This is a genomic window from Listeria ivanovii subsp. ivanovii (assembly GCF_900187025.1).
Taxonomy (GTDB): Bacteria; Bacillota; Bacilli; order Lactobacillales; family Listeriaceae; genus Listeria; species Listeria ivanovii.
Genome location: NZ_LT906478.1, coordinates 1,042,076 through 1,065,809, shown reverse-complemented (window position 1 = coordinate 1,065,809; position 23,734 = coordinate 1,042,076). Strand labels below are relative to the sequence as shown.

20 protein-coding genes are annotated in these 23,734 nt (G+C 36.0%); 4 read left to right on the top strand and 16 right to left on the bottom strand.

Features of this window, described 5'->3' with window-relative positions; all coding sequences use genetic code 11:
- Nucleotides 1–7: 7 nt before the first annotated feature.
- The 5 genes from CKV67_RS05230 to CKV67_RS05210 form a co-directional block, all read right to left on the bottom strand.
- Nucleotides 8–811 (bottom strand): ABC transporter permease, encoded by an 804-nt coding sequence (locus CKV67_RS05230; RefSeq protein WP_003719300.1) that lies wholly within the window; start codon nt 809–811, stop codon nt 8–10.
- Nucleotides 812–1,089: 278 nt separating this feature from the next.
- Nucleotides 1,090–1,983, bottom strand: coding sequence for an ABC transporter substrate-binding protein (locus tag CKV67_RS05225; protein ID WP_014092491.1), 894 nt, complete (start codon nt 1,981–1,983; stop codon nt 1,090–1,092).
- Nucleotides 1,984–2,133: 150 nt separating this feature from the next.
- Nucleotides 2,134–5,574 (bottom strand): pyruvate carboxylase, encoded by a 3,441-nt coding sequence (locus tag CKV67_RS05220; protein ID WP_014092490.1) that lies wholly within the window; start codon nt 5,572–5,574, stop codon nt 2,134–2,136.
- 263 nt (nt 5,575–5,837) lie between these two features.
- Nucleotides 5,838–7,040, bottom strand: coding sequence for a putative lipid II flippase FtsW (gene ftsW / locus CKV67_RS05215; RefSeq protein WP_014092489.1), 1,203 nt, complete (start codon nt 7,038–7,040; stop codon nt 5,838–5,840).
- A gap of 180 nt (nt 7,041–7,220) precedes the next feature.
- Nucleotides 7,221–7,502, bottom strand: a complete 282-nt coding sequence (locus tag CKV67_RS05210; protein ID WP_014092488.1) for an Fpa/YlaN family protein — start codon at nt 7,500–7,502, stop codon at nt 7,221–7,223.
- A 207-nt stretch (nt 7,503–7,709) separates the two neighbouring features.
- On the opposite strand from CKV67_RS05210, the gene CKV67_RS05205 reads away from it, so the two are divergent.
- Nucleotides 7,710–7,943 (top strand): YlaI family protein, encoded by a 234-nt coding sequence (locus tag CKV67_RS05205; protein ID WP_014092487.1) that lies wholly within the window; start codon nt 7,710–7,712, stop codon nt 7,941–7,943.
- 130 nt (nt 7,944–8,073) lie between these two features.
- Here CKV67_RS05205 and CKV67_RS05200 read toward each other — a convergent pair whose 3' ends face one another.
- Nucleotides 8,074–8,925 carry a DUF5068 domain-containing protein gene (locus tag CKV67_RS05200; protein WP_014092486.1) on the bottom strand — a complete coding sequence of 284 codons (852 nt, stop codon included), beginning with the start codon at nt 8,923–8,925 and terminating at the stop codon, nt 8,074–8,076.
- 185 nt (nt 8,926–9,110) lie between these two features.
- On the opposite strand from CKV67_RS05200, the gene CKV67_RS14880 reads away from it, so the two are divergent.
- Complete coding sequence (locus CKV67_RS14880) at nt 9,111–11,126, top strand: N-acetylmuramoyl-L-alanine amidase (RefSeq protein ID WP_014092485.1); 2,016 nt, start codon at nt 9,111–9,113, stop codon at nt 11,124–11,126.
- Between the two features lie 1,004 nt (nt 11,127–12,130).
- On the opposite strand, the gene typA is transcribed toward CKV67_RS14880, so the two are convergent.
- Both typA and CKV67_RS05180 read right to left on the bottom strand, forming a co-directional pair.
- On the bottom strand, nt 12,131–13,969 hold the full coding sequence (typA, locus tag CKV67_RS05185; RefSeq protein WP_014092484.1) for a translational GTPase TypA: 1,839 nt from the start codon (nt 13,967–13,969) through the stop codon (nt 12,131–12,133).
- Nucleotides 13,970–14,160: 191 nt separating this feature from the next.
- Nucleotides 14,161–14,934 carry an inositol monophosphatase family protein gene (locus CKV67_RS05180; protein WP_014092483.1) on the bottom strand — a complete coding sequence of 258 codons (774 nt, stop codon included), beginning with the start codon at nt 14,932–14,934 and terminating at the stop codon, nt 14,161–14,163.
- A gap of 131 nt (nt 14,935–15,065) precedes the next feature.
- On the opposite strand from CKV67_RS05180, the gene CKV67_RS05175 reads away from it, so the two are divergent.
- Nucleotides 15,066–15,680, top strand: coding sequence for a YktB family protein (locus CKV67_RS05175; RefSeq protein WP_014092482.1), 615 nt, complete (start codon nt 15,066–15,068; stop codon nt 15,678–15,680).
- A 201-nt stretch (nt 15,681–15,881) separates the two neighbouring features.
- Nucleotides 15,882–16,826: a magnesium transporter CorA family protein gene (locus CKV67_RS05170; RefSeq protein ID WP_014092481.1), complete on the top strand. Its 945-nt coding sequence runs from the start codon at nt 15,882–15,884 to the stop codon at nt 16,824–16,826.
- 67 nt (nt 16,827–16,893) lie between these two features.
- On the opposite strand, the gene CKV67_RS05165 is transcribed toward CKV67_RS05170, so the two are convergent.
- From CKV67_RS05165 to lpdA, 8 genes are all read right to left on the bottom strand, one after another.
- Nucleotides 16,894–17,400, bottom strand: a complete 507-nt coding sequence (locus CKV67_RS05165; protein WP_014092480.1) for a hypothetical protein — start codon at nt 17,398–17,400, stop codon at nt 16,894–16,896.
- A gap of 43 nt (nt 17,401–17,443) precedes the next feature.
- Nucleotides 17,444–18,247, bottom strand: coding sequence for a hypothetical protein (locus CKV67_RS05160; protein WP_014092479.1), 804 nt, complete (start codon nt 18,245–18,247; stop codon nt 17,444–17,446).
- Between the two features lie 11 nt (nt 18,248–18,258).
- Nucleotides 18,259–19,536, bottom strand: coding sequence for a transcriptional regulator (locus tag CKV67_RS05155; protein WP_014092478.1), 1,278 nt, complete (start codon nt 19,534–19,536; stop codon nt 18,259–18,261).
- Between the two features lie 417 nt (nt 19,537–19,953).
- A complete protein-coding gene (locus tag CKV67_RS05150; RefSeq protein WP_014092477.1) occupies nt 19,954–20,484 on the bottom strand; it encodes a DsbA family protein in 531 nt (176 codons plus the stop codon).
- Between the two features lie 20 nt (nt 20,485–20,504).
- Nucleotides 20,505–20,777, bottom strand: coding sequence for a UPF0223 family protein (locus CKV67_RS05145; protein ID WP_014092476.1), 273 nt, complete (start codon nt 20,775–20,777; stop codon nt 20,505–20,507).
- Nucleotides 20,777–21,730 (bottom strand): Rossmann-fold NAD(P)-binding domain-containing protein, encoded by a 954-nt coding sequence (locus CKV67_RS05140; RefSeq protein WP_014092475.1) that lies wholly within the window; start codon nt 21,728–21,730, stop codon nt 20,777–20,779. The genes CKV67_RS05145 and CKV67_RS05140 overlap by 1 nt, the downstream gene beginning before the upstream one ends.
- A gap of 128 nt (nt 21,731–21,858) precedes the next feature.
- Nucleotides 21,859–22,170: a hypothetical protein gene (locus CKV67_RS05135; RefSeq protein WP_014092474.1), complete on the bottom strand. Its 312-nt coding sequence runs from the start codon at nt 22,168–22,170 to the stop codon at nt 21,859–21,861.
- A gap of 159 nt (nt 22,171–22,329) precedes the next feature.
- On the bottom strand, nt 22,330–23,733 hold the full coding sequence (gene lpdA, locus CKV67_RS05130) for a dihydrolipoyl dehydrogenase (protein WP_014092473.1): 1,404 nt from the start codon (nt 23,731–23,733) through the stop codon (nt 22,330–22,332).
- Nucleotide 23,734 lies beyond the last annotated feature (1 nt).

Genomic DNA, 23,734 nt, shown 5'->3' with positions numbered 1-23,734 from the left:
TAACCTCCTATAAATAATCTACGAAACGTTCGCGGAATTTCATGTGTAGTGTTGCTCCAACAAAAAGTAAAGTTATTGTGATTAACCAGAAATACAACGTGTATGATGGTGATTCCCAGAACCCCTTATTCATTAAAAAGGTCTCTCTAAAACCATTGACCACATAATAAATCGGATTTAATTTCAACACATTAACTAGCCACTGAGGTAACATTGTTTCTAAGTTCCAAACAATCCCTGACATGTAAAAAAGCACGCGCATAACGGACTGTAACATAATATAGTAATCTCTTACTAACACGCTAATAGTTGCATTGAATAATGTAACACTGTATAAGAACGCAATCATTGCTACAAAATAATACAAATATTGTCCCCAATAAATTGTAATTGGTGTCCCGTTAATCGCGAATAATCCTAGTAAAATAAGCAACATCGTAAAGTAACTTGTTAAATTAGAAACGATTGTTATATTAGGTAGAATGCTCATTGGAAAATTCATTTTTGAGACCATACTTATTTTATTGTAAATACTATTCGCACCTTGTAGTATCACTGCACTAATGAAGAACCACGGAATAATCCCGGCTAGCATCCATTCAATATAACTAGCATCTGAACCAGACTTGGCATTCATCGCAAATCCAAAGACAAAGTAATAAATCGCTATTTGAATTAATGGATTTAGAATTTGCCAAGCAAGCCCTAAATAATGGCTTTGGTAGGTAGCCTTATCTTCATAGCGCGCAATGCGAAATATCATTGGTAAATTTTTAACTTGTTCTTTAATAACTTCCATAACCTGTTTCACAAAAACACTTCTTCCCGAAAAATAATATGGTTTTACAACCAGATTCAACTTAGTGTGTTATATAGGCAACCCTCCATAAAAAACTAAGTACACCTTGTTAGTATAATTTGTCGTCATGGATGCCGAAATCTTGCTGTTTATGCCTCATCTTCTATGTGTAGTTTGCTTTTATTATTTGGTGAATTCATTTACTAATACGATTTAGTAAAAAATACACCCTATGTTAAATTACCTTAAAAGTTGTTTTTTGTAAAGCTCCATCTGTCATTATCAAAGAATTAGTTTTTAAGAACCGCTTGAATATCCGCAGCTCCTTCAAGTAATCTTGGTCCTGGGCGACTTAATTTATTGGCATCCATTTCATAAATTCGATCATTTTTAACAGCTGAAATATCTTTCCAAGCAGCGCGTTTTAAAATAGTTGATTTGGCATCTGGATAGACCGTTAAGATAATATCTGGATTTAGTTTAATTACTTTTTCTTCATTGTAGGGAATAAAACCTGATTCAGTTACAATGTTAGTTCCTCCTGCAAGTTCCAGCATTTCATTCATAAAGGTTCCTTTGCCAGCTGTATATAAATCTGGGCTAATTTCAAGCCAAACTTTTGGAGCTGTTTTCCATTCTTTTGCTTTCTTTTCAATGGTTACTTTTTGGTCTTCCATCGATGTCGTTACTTGTTTTGATTCTTTTTCTGTTCCAGTTAGTTCACCGATAGTCTTAATTGTTTTTTCAGTTTCTTTTAAATTCGTGGCATCTGGGACAACAAATACGTTGATTCCCGCATCTTTTAATTGTTGATATGCATCTTTCTGAGCGGAAAGCATCGATTCGTGACCAAGTACCAAGTCTGGTTTTAATGAAATGATTTTTTCAGTATCTACATTCGTTGAAACTACTTTTTCGATTTTTGCAGTTTCTGCTGGGTAGTCATCATAAGCTGAAACTCCGATAACATCATCTCCAAGGCCTAGCGAAAACAAGATTTCTGTGTTACTTGGCATTAGTGAGATAATTTTGGTTGGTGCTCCTTTTAGCTTGATAGTGCTTCCGATTGCATCTTTCACTTCAATAGTTTCTGTTTTTTCTGTTGGAGCCTTTGTTTCCGTGTTGCCGCATGCCGTTAAAACAGCTAGTAATAAAACGACAATAGTGCCTTTAAACCATTTCATATGTAGTTCTCCTTTTTTATTGAAAAAACGGCTGGAAATATCGCACTAATAAATCTCAATAAACGTCTCTATTACCACGTTTAATTTCTCGATTTTTAAAGTTTTACACTTTAATTAGCGTTTTATTCCCACCCGTTAATCATTATGTTTTTAGATTCTGTTTACTTCAATCAATAAATCACCAGACTCAATGGTATCCCCATCAGAAACATGGATGCTGCTAACTTCTCCATCAAACGGCGCTTGGATTGTTGTTTCCATTTTCATTGCTTCCGTGATAAGTAGCGGATCGCCTTTTTTCACAGACTCGCCTTTTTTCACGACTACTTGGATAACCGAACCTGTCATCGTTGCTCCAACATGCTCTGGATTCGTTGTGTCGATTTTACGGCGCGCAATGACAGTTGATTGAACATTCATATCTTGGATGTTAATTTCACGCGGTTGACCATTTAATTCAAAATAGATAACCCGCGTTCCATCCGCAATTGGTTCTCCAACTGAATTTAACTTGATTAATAGAATTTTCCCTTTTTCTAATTCAACTTCAATTGTTTCGCCTAGACGCATTCCTTTATAGAATGTCGGTGTATCAAGTACAGTTACATCACCATATTTGTTAATCATTTCTTGATAATCTAGGAATACTTTTGGATAAAGAATATAGGAAATGACATCTTTTTCAGATGGTTCATAGCCCATTTTTTCTTTTAGTTCCGCTTTTACTTCAGCAAAGTTGACAGGTTCCATTAAAGCGCCTGGACGATCCGTTAGTGGTGTACGCCCTTTGAGCACTAGCTTTTGAAGTTTTTCTGGGAATCCACCATATGGCTGGCCAATTTCGCCCATAAAGAATTCAATAACGGAATCTGGGAAATCAATGGTATCGCCTTTTTCGTAGACATCTTCTTCTGTTAGTTCGTTTTGGACCATGAACAGTGCCAGGTCTCCAACGACTTTAGAAGATGGCGTTACTTTGACGATATCTCCAAACATTTGGTTTACAACAGTGTACATTTCTTTTACTTCATCCCAGCGATCACCAAGTCCAACTGCGATGGCTTGTTGTTTAAGATTAGTGTACTGACCGCCTGGCATTTCGTGAATGTATACTTCTGTTTGTGGAGAGTTAAGTGCATTATCAAAGTCTTTATAATAATGGCGGACATCTTCCCAGTAATGGTTGATGATTTGAGAATTTTGGGCATCTAAGTTCGTTTGACGATTGCCATTAACTAACCCGTAATAAAGGCCAGTCATACTTGGTTGGCTTGTCGCTCCACTCATCGCACTGGAAGCTACATCAACAATATCAACCCCTGCACTAACTGCCGCAGCATAAGTATAAATACCATTACCACTAGTGTCATGTGTATGAAGGTGAATCGGCACATCTACCGTATCTTTCAGTTCACCGATTAAACGATAGGCAGCTTGTGGTTTCAAAAGTCCAGCCATATCTTTAATTCCTAAAATATGTGTCCCTTGAGCAACAAGTTCTTTTGCCATATCTTTATAGTAATCAATCGTGTACTTAGTTCTTGTTTCGTCATCAATATCACCAGTGTAGCAAATAGAAGCCTCTACAACCTTGCCTGCTTCACGAACAGCATCAATAGACACTTCCATGCCTTTAATCCAGTTTAAGCTGTCAAACACGCGGAATACATCCACACCAGACTGCGCTGATTGTTTAACAAACTCACGAATGACATTGTCCGGATAGTTTTTATAACCAACCGCATTTGCTCCACGAAGAAGCATTTGGAACATGACATTTGGAATTTGTTTTCTAAGTGTTTCAAGACGCACCCATGGATCTTCATTTAAGAAACGATAAGCAACATCAAACGTCGCACCGCCCCACATTTCAAATGAAAACATATTCGGTAATAAATGAGCCATCGCATCGGCTATTTGGAAAATATCCTTAGAACGAACACGAGTAGCAAGTAATGATTGGTGAGCGTCTCTTAAAGTCGTATCTGTTAAGAGTACTTCTTCTTGTTTTTTCACCCAATCAATGATGCCTTCTGGACCTTTCGCATCTAAAATTTGTTTAGTACCAGGTGCAATTTGCGATCCAAACGGAATTTTAGGCAAGCGTGGTTCTGCATAGACAGGTTTATCACGATGTTTAATTCCTGGGAAACCATTCACAGTTACATTCCCAATATAGCGTAATGTTTTCGTACCACGGTCACGAATATGCGGGAATTTGAATAGTTCTGGCGTTGTATCAATAAAACTTGTATTGTAATTACCACTTGCAAAATCCGGATGACGTACTACATTCAATAGGAAAGGAATGTTTGTTTTCACACCACGAATACGGAACTCAATCAAGTTACGGCGCATTTTACGAGTCGCTTGCTCAAAAGTCATTCCCCACGTACATAGTTTTACAAGTAATGAATCATAGAATGGAGTAACAACCGTACCTTGGAAACCATTGCCGGCATCCAAACGAACACCAAAACCACCTGTCGAACGGTATGTATCTACTCGACCTGTATCTGGCATAAAGTTGTTAAGTGGATCTTCGGTAGTAATACGGCTTTGAATTGCAGAACCATGGATATGAATATCTTCCTGCTGAGGAATCGCAACTAATTGATCATGAAGCGCATAACCATCCGCAATGAATAATTGCGATTGAACAATATCAATTCCGGTAATCATTTCAGTAATTGTATGCTCTACTTGAACACGAGGATTTACTTCGATAAAGTAGAAATCATCACCTTCCACTAAAAATTCTACCGTTCCCGCATTAATATAATCCACATTTTTCATTAACTTTACTGCAGCATCGCAAATACGGTTACGCAGTTCAGATGTAATCGCATTACAAGGCGCTACTTCTACTACTTTTTGATGACGGCGTTGAATAGAACAATCACGTTCAAATAAATGAACAATATTGCCATGTGTATCACCAAGGATTTGCACTTCAATATGTTTAGGGTTCATAACACATTTTTCAACATAGACTTCATCGTTTCCGAATGCTGCTTTTGCTTCCGAAGAGGCACGCTCAAAGCTTTCTTTTACATGTTCTTTGGATTCGACAACACGCATACCGCGACCGCCGCCACCAAGGGAAGCTTTAATCATAAGTGGATAGCCGTTCTTTTCACCAAATTCTTCTACTTCTTTAACGCCAGCAACTGGTCCATCACTACCAGGGATGACTGGAATATCTGCGAGCAGTGCTTGTTCTTTGGCTTTGATTTTATCACCAAACATATCTAGGTGTTTTGATTTAGGACCAATGAAAATAATGCCTTCTTGCTCACAACGACGAGCAAATTCAATGTTTTCGGACAAGAAACCATATCCCGGATGAATCGCGTCTGCACCAGATTCTTTAGCAATCTCAATAATGTTTTCAATATCTAGATACGCATCAATGGGCTTTTTCCCTGCTCCAACCAGATAAGCTTCATCTGATTTATACCGATGGAAACTTCCGGTATCTTCTTGTGAATAAATAGCCACAGTTTTGATTTTTAGTTCAGTACACGCACGCATTACACGGATCGCAATCTCCCCGCGGTTAGCTACTAATACTTTTTTAATTCGATTCATTTTCTTCCTCCTAACCAACACTGATCTGTTTTATACTTGATACGTCGCCTACGATGAAATAAATATGTAGACCCCTTTTTTTAGGCTGTAAAACGGTATATAACTTCAATTATAGTATTAAATGGCATTAGATGTAAATTATTTTCTTCTAAGTTAGCGAAAACAATCTCTAAAACACGAATAAAACAGTGCTAGAAAGCCCAAAACATGCGGTTAAACAACAAAAGAAAAAGTCATATAAATACGACTTTTTCTAAGTTAAACTAGCTTCTTTTTTGTTTTTTTGGTTGCACTTGTTTCGTTCCATCGGCATTATAAACCCGGTGGTATTTATTAAACATCGAAATGTTAGCTACTATTCCAATCATCATCGAAAGAACCATCAAGGAAGAACCACCATAGCTAATAAAAGGAAGTGTCACACCTGTAAGTGGAATTAACCCACTTGCCCCACCCAAATTAATAAAAGCTTGAATCGCAATCAAACTAGCGATTCCATAACACATCAATGAAGCAAATGGATCTTTTGCCCTCAAACCAGTACTAATTATCTTATATATAAGGAAGAATAAACTTAAAATAATGAACATCACACCAAAGACGCCTAGTTCTTCTGCAACTACCGCAATAATAAAATCGGTATGTGCTTCTGGTAAATAACCTAGTTTTTGAACACTCTCACCAAGCCCTTGTCCAGACACACCACCAGAACCAATTGCATAAAAAGAATTAATTAATTGATGTCCTTCTTTATCGGCATACTCAAAAGGATTCATAAACGTGGTAATCCGCGCTACTTTTGTTGGTGAGACGATTTCACTTCTAATGTGCTCTGGCAGTGCAAATAGGACGAGCGTAAGTGCCACAATAACTCCAAGACCAATCCCAATTAGTTTCATAATCGTTCGAAGTCTCATTCCGGAAGCAACAATGATACAGCAACCTACTAGGAAGATAATAAAAGCGGTTCCGGTATCTGGTTGAATTGCAATGAGGAAACAGACAAATGCTAAAAAGAAGATCGGCGGTAGAACGCCACGGTTAAAGTCATCGATATAACTTTGTTTCTTCGCATAAATAGCAGACATATAAATAATAATAGCTAGCTTTGCGAATTCCCCTGGTTGAAGCGAACGCGGACCAACAACCAGCCAACTATTTGCATTATTGACGGTTTTTCCAACTAAAAATATTAATAATAGAACACCAATAGTCCCGAAAACAATCAACATAAGCACTTTATTTTTTTGGTAAAATTTAAAGGGAAGCAACGCAAAAATAATAAAGAAGATAAAACTAATGATGAAATTCTTTACTTGGCGTGCATAAAAATAATCTGCTGGTAGGTCTTTGCCAATTGCCAGTGACCAACTGGCACTATATATCATTATAATCCCAAATAAACAAAGCAAGATAAATACAGCTATAAATGCATAATCATATGATTTTAAAATTCGTTTAAACATTCGCATCGTCCAATCCCTGAGAAGTTAGTATCCCATCTAGTTTTCTATTCTTTCTATTATAAAGGAAAAGACCTCCAAATGAAAAGGAGAATCCTATCCGCCTTTTGACTCATTTTTTAGCCTTTTTCCTTTCCATAAAAAAGATGCCTGAAAAAATCAGCCATCTTTTCAACTAATGGATTATTTTTTGCTCATGGATAATTCATGTAAAGCAGATAATTCTTTTTCCAGTGTGGAAATTAATTTTTTTCCTTCTTCTGGTTCAATTAAGCCTAGGCGGGTTGCAAAGTTAATTTCACGTGATAAACCATACATCTGTGTATCGAGCACTTCTTCGTATGCTGGACATTGTGGTAAAGTTAGATTATCCATTTGCACTTTAATCAACTGTAAGATTCGTTTTGCATCTTGTTTCAGAAGCTCGACAGCCTCTTCTCTGTGATCTATTTTTTTATTTGCCATCACAGAACCCCCTATCATGCGCCAAGATAAGCGCTTTATTTTCATCTTAAGGAAAATCTCCTCAAGTAAAATTTAATACTAGATAATACAAGTATAGCATAATTTAAAAGCCACGCAAGCTAGAATGGACTAAAATTTTTGAAAAATTCGCTTTTACTCGCCTTTTTCAATAATCATGCTATAATATTTGTGTGAGGTGAAGATAAATTGAATGCAAAATGTATCTTGTGCGAGCGTGTAGATGAACTAGACAATCGCGAATTTAAAACAAAGCAATTACGTAACAAACCTATTAGAATGTATTTATGTCCTGAATGTGAACACCGAGTAGCAATCAATACTATCAGTCGCGTTAATTCTGGCCATTTTAATTTCCATAAACCAGTTGTAATGTCGAATAGTGAGTTGAAGAATTTAATAAGTAATAATAATGTAGAGTAAAAAATCAAAATCTTTTTAAGAGCGAATACTTCGCTCTTTTTTCTTGCAAGTAAAACAATCCATAATAAAAAATCCCCTTCTAAGAAATGAGAATTTCACAATTTCTTAGAAGGGGGGTCTTATAGAATCTTTATTTACTAATTGGAAAATCCAAAGTGATGTTCCCTTTAATAGTTCCACTAATAGCTGGAGAATTAAAATCATTAGGGTTATTAGCTGTTAATGTAGTTGATTGCTTTAATTTTTCAAAGTCTTCTTGATTCAACATATAGGTAATGTACCCTTCTTTTTTCGACATGCTCAGAAATTCATCACTACTATTATTTAGGATTTTGTTGTTTGGAATAAAATTTTCTTTACTAGCTCCTTTTGAAATACCTGTCCCATTTAATAAAGTGTGATCCGTTTTATAAGTGATGGTAGAATTAGTGGTATTTTCAACAATTACATCTAACGTAATCACATAGCCATCACGTCTTCCTAAATAGGACTCAGGTGAATAAGCATCAATTTCCTTATCAGATTCAACGACACTTTCTACTTTATACTTACTAATTGTTATATTAAGTGGTCCAAAAGCAGCTAATTTAGGATTAGTTCCTGTAAAAACAGTAGTAACAACCCCGCCTGTAATTGGCAAAGTTGCCGATTCATTAAACTCGTTTAAAGAAATAGCACTTGTTGCGGCGGTTGGTTTCACTGCATCACTTGCTTTTCCTATATCCGTTTCTGTTTTTTCCTCTTCGCTTTTCTTTTCCGTAGATTTATCCGTTTGTGTTTGCTCCTTCTCCTTTGCTTTATCAATTTGCTCTTGTTCTTTTTCAGCTGTTTGGTCAGCCGCTTTTTTATTACTTTTATCGTTAGTTTCTTTTTTTGCTACTTCGGTTTCTTTTTGGTTTGCTTTTTTTTCATTATCATCCGTTCCGCATGCTGTTAATAAGCATACTCCTATAACAAGAAGAATAACGCTTATCTTTTTCATAAAAAACACTCCTAATAAATTATATTTCATTTCTACTTACATTATCTATTACTTTTGTCCATCTTGTCTAGGATAATCGACTTAATTTTATATCGTTTTGTTTACAGTTTATTCTAAGGGCTATACTTTTCTAATAAAATCAGATATTCTTTAATGTATAATAAAAATTAGAAGGGATTTTTGTATTGAAAAATAAAAGAAAACGCATCACTACTATTTTAGGTTTGACACTCCTAGCTACAATCTCATTATCTACTCCTGTATTGGCAGAAGAATCTCCAAGCAGCTCTCCTATAGATGCTGAAACAATTATGAATGATAATACAAATGAATCCGTTTATACACCAGAAATACAAACTAAAGAAGAAAAAAAAGAAGCTAAAACGAAGCCAACCGAAGAAATAAATCCAGCAATTTCAGCTAAATCTGCTCGCCTTTTTTCGAGTTCAAAAGGTCTTTCAGCTGCAAATCAATATATCATTAGCCAAAACTATACTACGCCAGTAATCGAAAAACAAATAAAGAACTTTGATCAATTTGTTTATAAAGACGGACATGGTAAGCCAAAAGGCTTTGTTGTCCATGAAACTGCCAATGATAATTCTACCATAACCAGTGAAATTAATTATATGACAAATAACTGGCAAAATGCATTTGTGCATACGTTTGTTGATAGCAGCCGTATTATACAAATACATCCGACAGAATATGCCGTATGGGGTGCTGGACCAAAAGCCAACCCATATTTTGTTCAGGCTGAATTAGTACGCGAAAAGACAAAAGAAAAGTTTTATAAGTCCATAAACAATGATGCTTATTACGTTGCTTATAACTTAAAACAATATGGATTAGTTCCTGTAAATGCCCATAATACTGGCGTTGGAACAGTTTGGTCTCACGATTCAGTAAGTCGTTACCTAGGCGGAACTAACCATAGCGATCCAGTTGGCTATTTTGCTAAGTGGGGATACACTTTTAATGAATTTTTTGATTTAGTTAAATATAAATATAATGAACTAACTGTGCCCGTTAATAAAACATATTATGCTAAATCAGCTATTAGCCTTAGGACAACGGCGGATTGGTCAAGTAATATCATTATCAACATTCCAGAAGGTGCAACCGTTACAATTGATGAAAACTCTATGACAGAAGATGACTTTTATAAAGTTAGTTATGGTGGAAAAACAGGCTGGATGAAACTAACTTATTTTTCAAAACAACCTGTACTTCAAACTTATTACGCAGCATCTGATTTAAATTTAAGAAAATCTGCTTCATGGGATAGCGCTATTGTAGGTAATGTTCCAACAAACGCTAAAGTTACTATTAATAATTCTACAAACTCCAATAATTTCTATAAAGTTACCTATAACGGAATGACCGGTTGGATGAAATTATCTTACTTTGCTAATAAACCTGTTTTAGAGGACGTTTATGCGAAATCAGCTATTAACTTAAGATCAGCTGCTAGTTGGGATAGTCCCATTGCTTTCAGTATTAAAGAAGGCGACAAAGCAACACTAAATAACGCTACTTCCAAAGACGGTTTTTATCAAATCACGGTGAACGGAAAAATTGGTTGGATGAAGGACTCATACTTCTCTAAACAACCTGTTTTAGAAAATGTTTATGCGAAATCAGCTATTAATTTAAGATCAGCTGCTAGTTGGGATAGTTCCATCGCCTTTAGCATTAAGGAAGGTGACAAAGCAACACTAAATAATACAACAGCAAAAGATGGTTTCTATAAAATCACAGTGAACGGTAAAGTTGGCTGGATGAAAGACTCTTATTTTTCCAAACAACCCGTTCTAGAAACACTATACGCTTCATCTCAACTTAATCTTCGTTCGAAACCTGACTGGAATAGTTCTATTTCAGCTACAATACCAGTCAATACGCAAGTCAAGTTAAATAATACAACACTAAATAACGGCTTTTATCAAGTTACAGCCTCTAATGGTAAAGTTGGCTGGATGAAGCGAAGTTATTTCTCTACAAGTTCTGTTTTAGAAACTTTGTATGCTGGCAGTAACATAAACTTACGTCAAAGTCCCACTTGGGATAGTCCAGTAGTTGTAAGTATTCCTAAAGGTGCAAAAGTTGCTTTAAATAATACAACTCTTACAAATGATTTCTATCAAATTACGTATAATGGCAAAACAGGCTGGATGAAACGTGGATATTTTGTAAAATAAAGTATTCTATCATCAATCAAAAAAATAGAAAAGACCCTGAATTTTATAGTGCGCCACTAAAGTTAGACCATAAAATCTAACTTTGGAGGCGTATTTTAATTAACTAAATATGATGATGGATTCAAGAGGAAAGAAGTGGAAGATTATAAAATCGGCGAAGGTGGTTATGGCACAATCGCTCAATGTTTTTTGGTATTTCAGCTTTTCCGACTGTTAAAAATGGGTGGAAACCGCTGAAAAACGAAACGACATTACAGTTCCCAATTCAAGCAAAATGTCCTACACTAGTATACTTAAATAGCAGTGACTCTTACCTGGATGTTGCCGTCTCCTTCAGGGGAATTACTTCAAAGTTGGCACTGCGAGAAGACATCGAAGACCTTTTACCAAAACAGAAAGGACGACCTTCAATGTCCAAGAAAAAGAAATAAATTAAGCCCAATATACCCCTGACACGGGAACAAAAATTAGAACGAGAAAACGAATTATTACGAGCAGAACTTGCTTTTATAAAAAAGCTCCACGCTTTAGGCATGGATGTCCCAGAACGACTCAAGGACGAGATACCCGAATCATCCACGAACTACTCCAGAGCGAGTTCCGATTAACGATTCTTCTGCAAGCCACAAAATTTCCTAAAGCGACCTATATATATATTGGCAAAAATGATTAGAACAGAAAAATTCAAATGCCTCTTTATATTATTATACGGGGTAATTTATGCCAGCTTTAAGCAATTGAAACAAGTAATAAAAGATTGAATACATTAACTACAATCACCCTCGAATTAAAACAAAACTTGGTTGTAGTCCTATTCAGTACCACGAACGGATAACCACATAAAAATACCAACCAGATTTCTCAGGTCGGTATTTGGGCTAACTTTTGGGTCTCACTACAATTTGGTCTTTCCTACTTTTTTAGTTATATGCCAAAATAAAACAAGCTAACTTAAATATGGTATCAAACCATCCTCAAGCCAGCTTGTTATTTTTGGTAATAACTTATTCAGCAGTCTTTGAACGTTTTGCTGCTTTTTCACGTTCGTTTTTATTAAGAATTTTTTTACGCAAACGGATTGATTGTGGAGTTACTTCACAGTATTCGTCTTCGTTCAAGAATTCTAATGATTCTTCTAAAGATAAATGACGTGGTTTTTTGATAACGTTAGTTTGGTCTTTGTTAGCAGAACGAATGTTAGTCATTTGTTTTGCTTTTACAATATTAACAGCGATATCGCCATCACGGTTGTTTTCTCCAACAATCATACCTTCGTAAATATCAGTACCTGGTTCAATGAAAATCGTACCACGGTCTTCTACTTGCATTGTTCCGTAAGTAGTTGATTTACCTGTTTCCATTGATACAAGAACACCACGGCTACGTCCACCAACGCGTCCTTTTTGGATTGGTTGGTAGCTATCGAATGTATGGTTGATAATACCATAACCACGAGTCATTGAAAGGAAATCAGTTGTATAACCAATTAAACCACGAGCTGGAACGATGAATTGTAAACGAACTTGTCCGTTACCATCGTTAATCATATTTTTCATTTCACCTTTACGTTGGCTAATAGATTCAATAACAGACCCCATAAATTCTTCAGGAGTATCAATTTGAACATCTTCTACTGGTTCACATTTCACGCCGTCAATTTCACGAATAATAACTTCTGGTTTAGAAACTTGTAATTCATAACCTTCACGACGCATTGTTTCGATAAGGATCGATAAATGTAGTTCTCCTCGTCCAGAAACAACCCATGCATCTGGAGAAGCTGTCGGTTCTACACGAAGCGATACATCCGTTTGAAGTTCTGCTAATAAGCGTTCTTCAATTTTACGACTTGTTACATGTTTACCTTCACGACCAGCGAAAGGACTGTTATTAGTTACAAACGTCATTTGCAAGGTTGGTTCGTCAATACGTAAAAGTGGAAGTGCTTCTTGATGGTCAAATGGTGTTACTGTTTCACCAACGAAGATATCTTCCATTCCTGCAAGTGCAACTAAATCACCAGCTTTTGCTTCTTTAATTTCGTCACGTTTTAGTCCAAAGAAACCGAACATTTTCGTTACACGGAATTGTTTTACAGTACCATCAAGTTTGATTAGTGCTACTGTTTGTCCAACATGCATTGTTCCGCGGAAAATACGGCCAATACCAATACGACCAACATAGTCATTATAATCAAGTAGTGAAACTTGGAATTGTAACGGTTCGTCGCTATTATCAACTGGAGCTGGAATGTGTTCAATAATTGTATCTAAAAGTGGTTTCATTGTTTCTTTTTGTTCTGCTGGATCGGAATCATAGCTTGAAGTTCCATTGATTGCAGAAGCATAAACAACTGGGAATTCTAATTGATCATCATTTGCACCTAGTTCGATGAAAAGTTCTAGTACTTCATCAACAACTTCTTCTGGGCGAGCAAAGTCACGGTCAATTTTGTTAACTACGACGATTGGTGTTAGGTTTTGTTCTAATGCTTTTTTTAGTACAAAACGTGTTTGAGGCATTGTACCTTCATACGCGTCCACTACTAAAAGAACACCGTCCACCATTTTCATGATACGTTCTACTTCTCCACCGAAATCGGCGTGTCCAGGTGTATCCATGATGTTTACACGTGTATCTTCATACTTAATCGCTGTATTTTTTGCTAAAATAGTAATACCGCGTTCTCTTTCTAAATCATTGTTGTCCATCGCACGTTCTGCAACTGTTTCATTGTCGCGGAAAGTTCCTGATTGGCGTAATAATTGGTCTACTAGTGTTGTTTTACCATGGTCAACGTGGGCAATAATTGCTACATTACGAATATCATTTCTTAAATTCAATCTTGTTTCCTCCTAAATTAAAAATCCAAACATTTATCGTGAAGATTAGCCAAAAGAAAGAGGAAAATAGATTTATTTTCCTCCGTCGCTATCGTCTCGTTTAAATCAACTTACCTATTATAGCATAGCTAGGCGGATTTGGCACGATTTTTATTTTCTGAAAAGGCATTTTTTTATGTTGAGCGCTTTCTTTAAGGCAGGTAGTTATTTAATAGCGTTTGATGAATTTTAGGTGTTGCGACAATAGATGTTCCTTTTTCTAACATATTGATTTTTCCACCATCCATTCGGGTTACAATTCCGCCTAATTCTTCGACAATAATTTTCCCAGCCGCAATATCCCATGGTGCTAAATTCGCGGATAGATATGCCCCTGCTCGTCCTGTTGCGACATCCATATACTCAAGTGAAGCCGCTCCGTGAAGTCGTAAGCCACGTGATACTTTTACCGCTTCCCACATCGTCGGAAATTTTCTGGTCACACTTAAATTAGCAATGAGTAAAGCGTCTTGAAGTTCACGATTTGGATCTATTTTTTGAATTGGCCTTCCATTAACAGTCGCCCCTTTTCCTTTTTCTCCAAAGTAAAGGTCATCTCGCACGACGTCATAAATATAAGCAAGTTTTCCAATACCATCTTCATATATGGCCAGTGAAATGGCGAAGTCTCTTTGTTGCTCGACGAAATTAAGTGTCCCATCAATCGGATCAAGAATCCAAACAACGCCGTCTAAATCTGTAATGGAGTCCGCCATACCCTCTTCACCAAATAATCGGTGCTCAGGAAAATGTTCTTTGATTTGCCCCGCAAAAAAGCTTTCCGTTTCTTTATCCATATTAGTTACTAAATCATTTCGACCAGACTTTATATCGATATCTAATGTTTCTTTAAACGACTTCTTGATTTTCGCTGCTGCTTCCATAATCCATAATCGTGCTAAATAATCTATTTTTTCGCTATCCATACTCACACCTCTTCACACTTGTTTTGTTTATTTTATCACAAAAAATGAATTAGCTGAATAGAACAAGATTCTTTCCCTTAGAACTTAACTTTCGTATAATGAAACTATATGCAAAACTAGGAGGAAATCAGATGACTTTTAAAGGATTTACGAAGAAAGATTTTATGACAATGCAAATTCCCGGACTTGAAGCAAGAATGGCTGGAATTCAAAATGATATTCAACCAAAATTCAAAGCAGTTGGTGAGGAATTAACAACATATTTAAGTGCCAAGCTTGGCGAGGAAATGTTTTTACATATTGCGCGGCACCAAAGACGTTCTGTTAATCCACCCGAGAGCACTTGGTTAGCAATCTGCCATGATAAACGTGGTTATAAAAAGCATCCACATTTTCAAGTCGGACTATTTGATAATTACCTATTTATTTGGTTAGCTTTTATATATGAAAATGAACAAAGTGCTAAAATTGCCAATCGTTTTTTGAAAGAGAAAAAATTATTTGCTCATTTACCAGATGGTTTTGCGATTTCGCCAGATCACACCGAAGAAAAAACGTATCCTGTACATAACGGCGAGTTGGTTCCAACTTTAGAACGTTTTCGTGATGTTAAAAAAGGCGAATTTTTAGTTGGGAAAATATTCCTCCCTGATGATGACGTTTTGACACCTGGAAAAACTTTCCTAAAAGAAGCAGAATCTGTACTAGATGAATTAATCCCATTCTATAAGGCTTCCTTGCAATAAAAGATGTACAAATGACTGTAATCTAGGTATAATGGTAGAGTTGTGAATTATTACTGGTTTGAAGGAGTTGAGGAACGTGAAAAATGAACAGCAAACAGCAAGTGACCCTGGTCCGCATCGAAGTATTCATACAGGTGATTTTTCACGGGAACGTAACTTAAGCCGCGTGAAATTTACCTGTTAAAAAAGGAGGTAAAGAGCATGCATCAAATTTTCAAATCAGATGAAAATGGCAAATTAATGGAATTAGAAGAAGTAACCCGCAATTGTTGGATTAATATCGTTGCCCCTACTTCTGAAGAAATTAATAGAATTGCTGATAATTATGAAATCCCACTAGAATTTTTAGAAGATCCACTAGATAAAGATGAAAGCGCTCGGATTGAACGTGACGATGATTCTGATTCCGTTTTAATTGTTTGTGACTTTCCGGTAGTAGATGAAGACGATATTCATTATGCTTCATTTGAAACCATTCCAATGGGGATAATTATTACCAAAGACTACTTTATTACCATTTGCACAATTGATTCTTCCATTGTGCAATCATTTATCCGAAATCGCATTAAAGGTTTTTATACGCATATGAAAACACGATTCGCACTACAAATATTATATATGATTTCAACTACTTTCTTACGGCACTTAAAACGCTTAAACCGCCAAACAGATGAAATCGAAAAAGAATTACATGAATCAATGAAAAATAAACAGTTGTATGATTTAATGGGGATTGAAAAAAGTTTGGTTTACTTTGTTACTGCCCTTAAATCTAATAAAGTTGTCCTTGATAAAATGATGCGTCAAAACATCGTTAAAATGTACGAGGAAGATCAAGACTTACTGGAAGATGTTATAATTGAAAATCGCCAAGGAATCGAAATGGCGGAAGTTCATTCGAATATTCTAAGTGGGATGATGGATGCTTATGCCTCAATTATCTCCAACAACATGAATATCGTGATGAAATTCCTAACTTCTTTTACTATCATCTTAACTATTCCTACGATGGTCTTTAGTTTTTACGGAATGAACGTTAAATTGCCGTTTATGGATATGTCAATGGCCTGGATGCTAACACTTGGTTTTGCGTTTGGAATTGCCGGCGCACTTGCGATTGTGTTTTGGCGGAGGAAATTCTTTTAACTACTACAAAAAACGAATGTACTATCTAACTATTTGTTAGGAAGTACATTCGTTTTTTTTCTATCGATTAACGTTTTTTAGATTTGTGAAAACGTTCTAATATCAGCTTTTCTCCATGATTCGACATAACAAGTTGTATCTCTTCTAACACAATCACTTTTAAGTCTTTGCCATTTGTTAAAATAGTTAGTTTTGAACCAAATGGATGCTGATTTAAAAATTGTGTTAGTTCAACGATACCAATGCCCCCAGAAGTAGAATAAGCGCGTTCTATTTGTTTTCTCTTTTGAGGAATAGATAATACTAAATAGAACATGATTCCTCTTTCTGCACTACCACTTGTTTCCCACCACGTGATGGTTGTTTCTAAGGGAATCGCGGCTGCCTCTATATCGTTTTTAGCTTGTTTATTAAGCAGAATGAGTAGAATAATCATTACTACTAATACTATAATACTAGTAGTTAACCAAATAATACCAATTAAACTCGGTACAGCTATAAAAGAAAAGTTGATACTCATGAAAGATAAAATTGCAATAAAAATAGTCAGGTTTGCTTTTGAGTTATTGCTCATTTCTAATCCTCATTTACTCGTTTATTTTAATACAAATTCCGATTTAGCCTCTTTGGAGAGCCGACTGAGCTGTATTTGCATCGGCTACCGTTTTAATTACTAATTTTTCAGGTTGATTTGGCAGATAAATAACCGAAACAACACGGCCAGGTTGCAGTAGTTCTACACTAGAGCCAGGAAATGTTTTTACTATGCTAACAGGTACGATACTTTGATCTACTTTCGTTAAGTCTAGATCTAGCTCTAACTCCACACGTTCTGCCGTGAGCGAGCCTCTTGGTCTCATTGCTTTTACAGTCGCATAACTTTCTACACCATTTTGACTAATTTCTAGTGATTCCTCACTTATCAATCCCTTTTTCACAGCTACCATATTAAACATGGACTGCATTTTCTCTAAAGATAGTGTTGGATCTCCAGCTTTTGGTAACCCTACTTTTCGATTTTCACCTACGAGAACATTGATTGGGGAATTTATTTGAAAACTCGCCAATTGTGTTAAAGGGATTATCGTGGTTATCGTTGTTTCAAATTGTTCGCCACTTTCTTCTGTTACTTGTACTTTTAGTTCTACTTGCGGTTGCTCGTTTATATATGTTCCCGTTTGCCTAACTGATTCAATGAGGCCTAATGCAGGTACTCCATTTTTAACACGTCCGCCAAATCCTGATAACATCAATGGTAAAATACTGCTAATAACGAGAATTGCTATTCCGCCGTATAGTGTATACCGAAAGACCGGTGAAAAGAAAACATCTATATTATCTCGATTAAAAAAAATATATGCCATTGAACCAAAAATCATTATAAAACCAATTGCTCTTCCTAAATTTCCTACTATTTTCATTGTTATTTCCCTCAATTCATTTTTAATAATTGTGTCATTTTTTTATACATATCCGAAGATTTCTTATATTGTCTTGTTTGCTCTGCGCAGATTGCGATTGTTTCGTAAATCATTAATAGCCTATTAGTGATATTCGCTTGTTCGAAAAATGGTAAGCACTCCTCTGCAATTACTACTGCCTCTTTAAAATTCCCTTGCAGAAGTGCCAACTGAGATTGATAAAATATTACTGCATAATCTTGGTCAGATGTTTTATTCGCTTTTTGTAACCGAGCCAGAATTTCCTCTAATGTCGTAACCGAGCCACCAGCTAATGCAATATCAGCTTTATGAAGTTCAATTAAGGTCCAAAACGTTGCATCGATATTTTTTTGTTGACGAAGGTATTTTTCCAAGCGCTCTACTTCCTGTACTGCACTCACCAATTGATTGGTTGCAATCAACATCAAGATACGATTATTAAAAATAGTGACTAGATACGAACCAGCTGAATCATTCATATAAACTAAATATTCTTCTGCCTTGGCTAAATTAACAAATGCCTCTTCATAGAGCTTCAAATAAAAACAGTACGCACTCTCTGCAATATAAAGACTAGAAAGATGATGAGATAGATTTTCGGTTTGCACCCGATGAAGCGTATCTTCAAAACTTTTTTTCGCTTTATCGAATAATCTAAGCACTACTAAAACTTCCATCTCTATTTTCTTTACGGCAATCCAAATTTCTGCATCTTCCTCCAGCATTGGCAATAACCGTTCTATATAGCTAACACTTTCTTCTAACTTTGAAATGGATCGATAAAATTGTAGCTTGTAATAGAAAAAAGCTTTTCTTAATGGCAGTGGTAATGTTAAAATCGATGAATCGTCAAAATTTTCCAAATAAAAATTCAGGTATGTTTCATGTAATGCTTGATAGCTTACCCGATTGTTCGTCGCTTGAAAATAACAAGCTTTCATCAATGCAGTTGAAAGTTCAATTACAAGTGCATCATTTTTTTCTGGTACCGAAGCCACATATGCATCATTCATTTGCTGAAACAATACAACTTGGCGAAAAAATTTGTCAGCTTGGTTGTTAATTTCTAAAGAGCTGTCTTCTGTCCGCAGTATATAATCTGTCGTCACCCCTAAGCGTTTACCGAGTTGTTTAGCTATGTCATCTGCTAACAAATAACGGCCAGCTAGAATATTTGAAAAGTGAGGTAATGTTACAAGACCATTTACAAGTGTTTTTCTTGTCATTCCTTTTTGCTGTATTAAAAAATTAATACGTTCTTTTAACAACTTCTTGCTCCTTTCCCTTACCGCTTCTATATTTTAACACATAAAATTCTATATTTAAGTGACTTTTACACATACAAAATGAAACAACAATCACTTTCCCTTAGCTTCAAAAAAGTAGAAAAATTTTGTTTTTAAGCTTATTTTCTGCAAAATCCCAGCTATAATTGACAACTCTTTTTACGTCTTCCTTTTGTTTTCTGCGTTTACTTGCACAAAAGCTTTCTTCTGCTTCTTTATAAAATAGATTTTCTAGCTAAATATTTTTTGTCGATATTGTGAAGTTTGTTGATACAAATAAGATGTGATAAAAATCTGAGTAAATAAAAAAATGGATTTGGAATTCTCTATGGGGAGAATAAGCAAATCCATTTTTAAAAGAAGTAAATTGGTTCAACTTCATTTTATTCGGTATTCTTTTTATTTAGCTAATTCGCCGTTCAATAAAGTACGTAATTGTTCTGGGCTAATATGTTCATCAAAGATATGTTCGCCAACGATAACTGTTGGAACAAACACAACATTAGCTTCATTTGCTTCTCTGATTATTTTTTCTGATGCCGCTTTGTTGTCTTGCTCTGTTAATCCTAATTTAGATTCCATATATGTTGCTACTTCTTCTAAAGACAGACTCCCCCACTCGTCTTGCGTGCTGTAGATTTTATTGATTGTTTCACGCGTTTCTTCTGGTGTGGAATAATCTAAATAACGGTGCACGACATTTCCGCGTTGAAGTGATTCTTTTTCTTTATCAAAAGGTTTGATGATAAGCTCGATTTTGCCTGCTTGAATAAATTCTGTTAGTACATCTTGTGATTTTTCATTCCACTCACGACAGAAAGGACAACGTAGATTGATGAATGACATTACTTTGACAGGAGCCGCTTTATCTCCTACGTGTATTCCTACTTCTGGTGTTACCATGTTTGCTTTAATTTGACTAATATCCATGAAAAAATTCCTCCTCTTAATTATGGTTGCATTTTTACTTTGCTGGTTGTGGCATTTTTTACTAGCTGCATCACTTTATAAGCTGAATAGCCACTTGCTTTTTCAAAATCTGCTCCTAGACGCTTCTCTTCACCTTTAGAAGGGACTACTTGTTTAAAAGCGCGATATTTTTCTTTCAATTCTTGCGTCTCAATTCCTTTTTCATATGCGCGTTCGATTGCCTCTAAAAATTGCACAACAATCGTCATTTCTTCGGTCGTCCAGTCTGGATTTAATGGATAACTGTATTCCATTAACTGATTCCTCCTTTATCAAGCTGCATTGCTTCTAATTTCTGAGTCGTTTTTGTCGCGATTTGTTTTAATTCTTTTTGCTCGTCGTCAGATAAGTTAAGCTCTAATAATTCCTGCACACCAGAAGCGCCAATAACAGCTGGTACACTTACAAAGACTGGCTCATCTAATCCATAGGCCGACTTCACTTCAACGCCTACAGTAAGCACACGTGCCTCGTCTTGTAAAATCACTTCTGTTAATTCAGCAAGCACTGTCACCGTACTAAAACGAAATGTGCAACCATCTTTATTTTCAAAAGGATAGTCAGGAATCTTCGTCATCCGATTTGCGAGATTTTGTAAGTCTTCTGAGGTAAGCCGTTTTGGTTCCTCTGTTAAATAACTTAAAATAGGTTTCCCACCAAGAAAAGCCCTACTCCAAACTGGAATCACGTCCGTTCTATTATCTCCTATTATATAACCATGAACATTTTTCGGACTGATTTTAAATAATTTCGCAATCTCTACTTGAAAATAAGAAGTTGCGAGCATCGTCCCGAGTGTGACAATTTGGTTAGCTGGTAATCCAGAAAAGCGTTTAATTAATGCAGCAACAATATTACTTTCTGCAGTTGCGACGATAACATTCCCTTGAAAACCAGTCGCCATCATCTTTTTCACTTTTTCTTTGATTAGTGCCAGGTTTGCTTCTTTGGAAATGCTAGCATCAGACATTTCCTCTTGGAAGAAAACAACTAAATCTGCATTTCTACACTCATTAAAACTACCTATATTAGTAGTTGCAGCAGGGTGATAGTAGCTGGCATACTCAAAATCTTGAACGCTTGACTTAGCTAGTTCATCTATCAAGTGAATTTCAGCTGAAAGTTTTTTCAAAAGAAGTGTATGAATGTAGAGGCTTTGTAAATTGCTTCTTCCGATAATGACAATTTTCTTTTTCTTAGATGCCACGATTATCTCCTCCTCATCAAGTCTTCTAATATTATTTTAGCATGCTTACTAGTTAGAATAAACTAACTTGACCACATAAATAAAAAGCATAGCCTATTCGCTTTGCTTTTTACAAAATAATCTTATTTTCAAGCCATTTCACGCCGTTTTGCTTTTAAACGATAGGTTGCAAAACAGAAAAAAATTGGTAGTACATAACTTACGATAATTAAGATAATAACTTCCAAGATTCCTTTTCCAATATAGCCGCCAGTCATTTTTATAAAACCTGTGATTGGTGTTTCAAGGATTTGAATAACTGAGCGCCATCCACCTGTATCATGCATATGGTGTATAAATCCTACAATAAAAGCAACGATTGTTAATAAAAAGCAAATTCCTGCTATGACGTATCCACACCAAAATAGAGCTTTCTTCCAAGTTGCTGTTTGTTTCTCCATTTTTTCACCTGATTCAATTAGATTTGACTTGTTAAGTTTACCTTTTACATTATACTACTTTTTTTCTAAAACGGGTAATTAATTTCAAAAAATGAACTAAAATTTTCATTCATAAAAAAGCAGAAATACCCATCAATGGATATTTCCGCTTCTTTCGTATTACATGTGAATTGGGCGACCTAAAGCAAGTTCAGCAGCTTCCATTGTTAGCTCTCCAAGTGATGGATGAGCGTGAATAGTAAGTGCGATGTCTTCTGCAGTAATGCCTGATTCGATTGCTAAGCCGATTTCTGAAATAATATCAGAAGCGTTCATTCCGGCAACTTGTGCACCGATAACTAAGCCATCTTCTTTACGGGTAACTAAACGAACAAATCCTTCAGGTGCATCTAAAGAAAGTGCACGACCGTTACCGCCGAATGGGAATTTAGCAGCTTTTACATCAAAGCCTTTTTCTTTTGCTTCTTTTTCAGTCAAACCAACTGTTGCAAGTTCTGGATCACTGAATACAACTGCTGGAAGTGCGGTATAATCATTTTCAGATTTTTCGCCAGCGATTGCTTCAGCAGCAATTTTTGCTTCGTAGCTTGCTTTATGCGCAAGTGGAACACCAGGAACGATATCACCAATTGCAAAAATGTTTGGAATGTTAGAGCGACCTTGTTTGTCTACTTCTACTAAGCCACGTTCAGTTACTTTTACGCCAGCTTGTTCTAAACCGATTTCGTCAGTATTTGGACGACGACCTACTGTTACTAACACATAGTCAGCTTCGATAGTTTTTGTTTCGCCATTTGCTTCATAAGTTACTTTTACGCCGTTTTCTGTTTCTTCAGCAGATTTTGCAAGAGCTTTAGTAACCATTTCAACGTTTTTGCTTTTCAGATTACGTTTTACAAGCGAAACCATATCTTTTTCGTAAGTTGGTAAGATTTCTGGTCCGCCTTCAAGGATAGTAAGTTCTGTTCCAAGGTTAGCGAATGCTCCACCTAATTCTGTTCCGATATATCCGCCGCCAATAACGACTAATTTTTTTGGAACTTCTGTTAGAGCAAGTGCACCAGTAGAGCTTAATACACGTTTACCATATTTGAAACCTGGGATTTCGATTGGACGAGATCCTGTTGCAATGATAACGTTATTGAATGTATAAGTTTGAGCGGAATCAGGGTGAATCACACGTAAAGAATGATCATCCACGAAGAACGCTTCTCCTTCTAGCATTTCTACTTTATTTTTCTTAAGAAGGCCTTTAACTCCTGATGTAAGCTTGTTAACTACGCTTCCTTTCCATTCTTGTGCTTTAGTGAAATCTAAGCTTACGTTATCAGCTGTGATTCCCATGTTATCAGAGTGGTTCGCTTCTTTAAAACGGTGACCAACAGTGATAAGTGCTTTTGAAGGAATACATCCGACGTTTAAACAAACACCGCCGTAATATTCTTTTTCAATAATGGTCACTTTTTGTCCGAGTTGTGCTGCTCGAATTGCGGCTACATAACCACCTGGGCCTGCACCGATGACTATGGTGTCTCTTTCTTCTGGAAAATCGCCTACTACCATT

What these genes read in the sequence shown, in the direction of transcription:
- CKV67_RS05225 (WP_014092491.1), bottom strand. Translation starts at nt 1,983, where the DNA reads ATGAAATGGTTTAAAGGCACTATTGTCGTTTTATTACTAGCTGTTTTA.
- CKV67_RS05220 (WP_014092490.1), bottom strand. Translation starts at nt 5,574, where the DNA reads ATGAATCGAATTAAAAAAGTATTAGTAGCTAACCGCGGGGAGATTGCG.
- ftsW (WP_014092489.1), bottom strand. Translation starts at nt 7,040, where the DNA reads ATGTTTAAACGAATTTTAAAATCATATGATTATGCATTTATAGCTGTA.
- CKV67_RS05210 (WP_014092488.1), bottom strand. Translation starts at nt 7,502, where the DNA reads ATGGCAAATAAAAAAATAGATCACAGAGAAGAGGCTGTCGAGCTTCTG.
- CKV67_RS05200 (WP_014092486.1), bottom strand. Translation starts at nt 8,925, where the DNA reads ATGAAAAAGATAAGCGTTATTCTTCTTGTTATAGGAGTATGCTTATTA.
- CKV67_RS05180 (WP_014092483.1), bottom strand. Translation starts at nt 14,934, where the DNA reads ATGGATAGCGAAAAAATAGATTATTTAGCACGATTATGGATTATGGAA.
- CKV67_RS05175 (WP_014092482.1), top strand. Translation starts at nt 15,066, where the DNA reads ATGACTTTTAAAGGATTTACGAAGAAAGATTTTATGACAATGCAAATT.
- CKV67_RS05170 (WP_014092481.1), top strand. Translation starts at nt 15,882, where the DNA reads ATGCATCAAATTTTCAAATCAGATGAAAATGGCAAATTAATGGAATTA.
- CKV67_RS05165 (WP_014092480.1), bottom strand. Translation starts at nt 17,400, where the DNA reads ATGAGCAATAACTCAAAAGCAAACCTGACTATTTTTATTGCAATTTTA.
- CKV67_RS05160 (WP_014092479.1), bottom strand. Translation starts at nt 18,247, where the DNA reads ATGAAAATAGTAGGAAATTTAGGAAGAGCAATTGGTTTTATAATGATT.
- CKV67_RS05150 (WP_014092477.1), bottom strand. Translation starts at nt 20,484, where the DNA reads ATGGATATTAGTCAAATTAAAGCAAACATGGTAACACCAGAAGTAGGA.
- CKV67_RS05145 (WP_014092476.1), bottom strand. Translation starts at nt 20,777, where the DNA reads ATGGAATACAGTTATCCATTAAATCCAGACTGGACGACCGAAGAAATG.
- CKV67_RS05135 (WP_014092474.1), bottom strand. Translation starts at nt 22,170, where the DNA reads ATGGAGAAACAAACAGCAACTTGGAAGAAAGCTCTATTTTGGTGTGGA.
- lpdA (WP_014092473.1), bottom strand. Translation starts at nt 23,733, where the DNA reads ATGGTAGTAGGCGATTTTCCAGAAGAAAGAGACACCATAGTCATCGGT.